The 3,912-nt window shown below is 35.4% G+C and carries 7 protein-coding genes; all 7 read left to right on the top strand.

What is annotated here, in order from left to right:
- Positions 1-45 precede the first annotated feature (45 nt).
- A complete protein-coding gene (locus DW005_RS13425; RefSeq protein ID WP_117480179.1) occupies positions 46-432 on the top strand; it encodes a DUF4474 domain-containing protein in 387 nt (128 codons plus the stop codon).
- A 184-nt stretch (positions 433-616) separates the two neighbouring features.
- Positions 617-1,765, top strand: a complete 1,149-nt coding sequence (locus tag DW005_RS13420; protein ID WP_117480178.1) for a hypothetical protein — start codon at positions 617-619, stop codon at positions 1,763-1,765.
- Between the two features lie 254 nt (positions 1,766-2,019).
- The gene (locus tag DW005_RS13950) at positions 2,020-2,166 is read left to right on the top strand and encodes a hypothetical protein (RefSeq protein ID WP_177387565.1); all 147 of its coding nucleotides are present in this window, start codon (positions 2,020-2,022) and stop codon (positions 2,164-2,166) included.
- On the top strand, positions 2,163-2,582 hold the full coding sequence (locus DW005_RS13415) for an immunoglobulin-like domain-containing protein (protein ID WP_117480177.1): 420 nt from the start codon (positions 2,163-2,165) through the stop codon (positions 2,580-2,582). Before DW005_RS13950 ends, DW005_RS13415 begins: the two co-directional genes overlap by 4 nt.
- A gap of 74 nt (positions 2,583-2,656) precedes the next feature.
- Positions 2,657-3,346, top strand: a complete 690-nt coding sequence (locus DW005_RS13410; protein WP_117480176.1) for a hypothetical protein — start codon at positions 2,657-2,659, stop codon at positions 3,344-3,346.
- 159 nt (positions 3,347-3,505) lie between these two features.
- Positions 3,506-3,628 (top strand): hypothetical protein, encoded by a 123-nt coding sequence (locus tag DW005_RS14380; protein WP_278286520.1) that lies wholly within the window; start codon positions 3,506-3,508, stop codon positions 3,626-3,628.
- Between the two features lie 35 nt (positions 3,629-3,663).
- Positions 3,664-3,912 (top strand): hypothetical protein (locus DW005_RS13400; protein WP_147324451.1); only part of this gene is annotated, 249 nt, incomplete at its 3' end.

The following is a 3,912-nucleotide window of genomic DNA, read 5'->3' as shown; positions in this document are numbered from 1 at the left end:
ATTAAAAGAAAGGAAAATCGGGTAGGGTGACAACCACCCGAAAAAATTCCGGTCATATGGGCATGGAAAGGTGATTATTTGAATTTGGGGGCAGGATGTGAAGTGGGTTTCTATAACACTTATGGAAGTACGAAACATTACTTTTTTGTAAAAAAAATATTTACAGAATTAGAGATGCGGTACAATGGAAATTTAATTAATAACTATAGGCCGCCGAAATCCAAAGGAGAAAAAGTGGGGCATTCATGGTGGATTACAACATTTAATGCTGGTATGCAAAATAATGTCAATCCTTCAAAGATTGGATTCCGATGTGTAGCAGATCTATCTGTATTAAAAGCTTATGCTCGAAAAGCATTGGAAAGACGACTTGAAAAATCAAAGAGGTGGAACGTTGAAGGAAACAAGGCGACTTTAAAATGGAACTATTAGTGAAAGAGGAATTAGATTGAAAAATAATGCTGATTTGATTATTTTTCACACGGCTATTTGTGCCGAGAACGTCACAAATAAGCCTTAATCCGACACGGGAGAACTGCAATGCGGCAAGAGTGCCGTATTCGCAGCTTTCTCGTGTGGTTTCTCGAATGCAGACGTTCTCAGAATGAGAGGTTTTATGAAAAATAAATATTTATATCTGTTTTTGATATCTGTTATTATGATGATATTGTCAGGGTGTACTCTTAGAACTTCAGATGGATTTACGTCTGATGAAAAAAGTATATGCGTGCTTCAGAATGGACGTTCAGCCCGCATTGGGAATACGGTACTTTATGATTGCAGTGAAGATTATGGTACTTATATAAAATTGGAAAACAGTGATGTCTCAAGAAAATTAGACGATGTATCACAAAACTTTGCTATCGATAAAATATCCAGTTCCAATCAATATTTTTATCTGTCTGGCAGGGAGATTTCGGATGTATGGGGAGGCAAGACAAATGTACTGGTTATGGATGTAAATGGAAAAATTATTGCAGCAAAGGAATGCTGTTGCGACTGGATTTATGCCAGCGGAAGTACCATTTTTGGTTATTACAAATGTCGCGATGAATCCGAAAAAGTGCTTGCGTGGGAGGCAACACGTATGGAGGTAACACATTATCAGGATGAGGAAGAATTTCTGAACAGTGCACACAATAATATAGAGGAATGGACGCCAATGACTGGCGAGAGTTTGTCGGTGGATGGGAAAGAATGGTTTCGTCAAAAAAAGGATTACGAACACTCCCAAAATTATTATACGGATACGGTATATTGTGATACTTATTACGTTTTGGAGTGGTTAAATTATGTGGACGGGAGAGAATCTTCGGGGTTGGATTGGGATGTGAAAGTACAATCTAAAAAGTACATAAAGCAAATGCGGAAACTCATGGGGGCAAAGAAAAATTTTGAAGTATCCTCCTGGCAATTGGAGGACAAGTTAGTTGTTATTTGTCGTGTTTATAGTCGGTCGGGAGGTCTTTTGCAGCATTTTACAAAAGACATAGAGCGTAGTTTGATTTTCCAATATGATCCGGACACGGATTCTCTTCATTTGGACAATACCTATGAGGGAAAGGAACTGGCGTATTGGGATGAAACCTGGATGATATATCGGAAAGGAAAAGAACTGTTTGTTGAAAATATTCCCACGCATAAAGTAAGTAAAGTATTTGAAAATGATACAATTATTAATATTGATTTGTCATATGACATTGTTACTTTATGGGATACAAAGGATGGGAAGTTGAATCGTTCAGATACATTTATATTGCAATAAGAAATTTAAATGTATGAACTATCTGACGTATATCTAAAAGACGTAATCATTATAATTGTGGAGGGAGTATATAGAAATAACTATTTATTAAATCACACAATACGAAGAATATAATTTGAAAGTTAATGATTGCGTAAGAAAGGGAATAAGTGGCAATCTTTATTGGAAGGTTGTGTGAGGAAATAGGTGTTTAGTAAGTGTGTTTTAGGTATTAAATTTTTATTTGTTGTATTGAAGTTTGAAGGAGTGATAGTGTGAAAAATAATGCCGATGCACTTATTTTTCACACCACTATTTGTGTTGAAGCGCCACAAATAGTATTGATGCACAGAGCAAAAACAGCTACGTTGCTTTTTGCTCGTGCCTCCTCCGCTGCGCTTCGGAATGGAGGATTAAAATGAAAAAAGGAGTCAAAAAGTGCTTGCTAATAACAGTTTGTATAGTAAATTTTCAAATGTGTATGTTTAGTTATGCTACTGCATGCGAATCAACGCCAAATATTAAAGTAAATAGATCTAAAAGTAGAAATGTATACATGAAAATTATTTCTGCAACACCAAAGACAATTAAAATAAAAATTTTTAATAAAAGTGAAAATATAGCACGATATTCGGAAAGTTTTACGCTGTATAAGTATAAGGATGGGAAGTATAAAAAAATAAAGAAAATTTCAAAAACACCGAAAAGTTTATATCTTATAAAAAAAAATGACAGTAAGGTGGAGAAGCTAGTGTGCAAAAAACTTTTTGGAAAAAAACTGTCAAAAGGGAAATATAAAATCAAATGGATTCAAAGTAAAAAATTTACAATAGAATAGCATTTAGTAGTATGATGGTTCAAATTGTGATTGATTGAAAAAAACTGTAAAAAAGTAAAGGAGTAATGTACGATATGAAAAAAAAGTATACAGTGTTGATACTAATTTCTTTTGCTATGGGAGTGATTTTTTCATTGATGCTTATGTTGCCATTGGCAGAAAAGAAATTACAGAAAAGTATATCTGATGATAGAAATAATACAATTACAGAGATGAATGAATTAAGTGACATTCTAAGGCTGTATAATCTTTTTTTAAAAAATGAGGTTGGATCAAATAATAAGAAAGGGGAAAGTTATTTTCTGAAAGATTACTGTAATAATTTTAATAAACTTGATAAAACGGGGAATGGAGTTCGATATGCTTTGTTTGATATGACAAACGATGGAATACCAGAACTCCATGTATTGACGGATATTTCGTATTCCGTTCATACGGTTGAGGGCAAGAAATTAATTACATGGTATGAAGGGGATCGGTATAGAAGACCCCTTAATAATAAAGCTATACTTGGAAAAACAGAATCAAGTGAAACATATTATGAATATATTGTTCTAGATAATAAAGGAGAGGAAGTTTTTTCTTGTGCCTTTGCTAAGAATCAAAGAAATATTTGTTTATTTTCCAATGGTGAGGACTATATTAAGTTATCAAAGCGAAAATGGGAGAAACTAACAAGCCCGTTTTTGTCTATTGGTTCAGATAAAATAAATTGGAAAAATATAAATGATAAAGTGGAATGGACGGAATTAAAAGGTAAATAGTATCAAAAAAACTATTGGGAAAATACAAATTATTTCTAAGTCATTCAAGTAGGGATGTTACGATTATCAGAATCTAAATCGGTAAGTGTGTGCCTGATAGCGGTCAGAAACATACGATAGATAGTAATGATGGCTTTCTTGTGACCACGACGTGCTTATATGCGTCGATATCGATTAGTAATGATTCGGGCAAAAGGAAAAGCCTCGGACAATCGGAAGTGGTCCGATGTGGTAAAGAAAGAGGAACTGCAGGCGGCAGAAACGGCCGAGGTTCCGAAATAAAAAAGACATAACAGGAAGAAGAGGAGTTTAAATTTATGAGAGACTTAAGAGCAGTGATTCACGGAATTACAACAGCAGTTTTGTGCGGTATGGCAGTTTTCTCCTGCAGCACCATCAGTAAAGCTGCCGGAGAAACATATCAGACAGCAGTGGAGGCAGCCTATGGAGATACTTTTCGTGGCGTCTATGAGAACTATCTTGCCGGTTCCCCGTTAGAGGCAGAGAACCCGGACGGTGTTGACACGGCAAGCGGGCGGCTCATGCTTTCCCGTACCGACCTTTCC

This window comes from Clostridium sp. AF36-4 (genome assembly GCF_003435975.1).
In the GTDB taxonomy this organism is placed as follows: domain Bacteria; phylum Bacillota; class Clostridia; order Lachnospirales; family Lachnospiraceae; genus Eubacterium_F.
Note: the sequence above shows the minus strand (reverse complement) of the source record. Positions and strands in the feature narration are given on the sequence as shown.

Coding starts and splice junctions, on each gene's coding strand:
- DW005_RS13420 (WP_117480178.1), top strand. CDS start 617: ATGAAAAATAAATATTTATATCTGTTTTTGATATCTGTTATTATGATG.
- DW005_RS13415 (WP_117480177.1), top strand. CDS start 2,163: ATGAAAAAAGGAGTCAAAAAGTGCTTGCTAATAACAGTTTGTATAGTA.
- DW005_RS13410 (WP_117480176.1), top strand. CDS start 2,657: ATGAAAAAAAAGTATACAGTGTTGATACTAATTTCTTTTGCTATGGGA.
- DW005_RS14380 (WP_278286520.1), top strand. CDS start 3,506: ATGCGTCGATATCGATTAGTAATGATTCGGGCAAAAGGAAAAGCCTCG.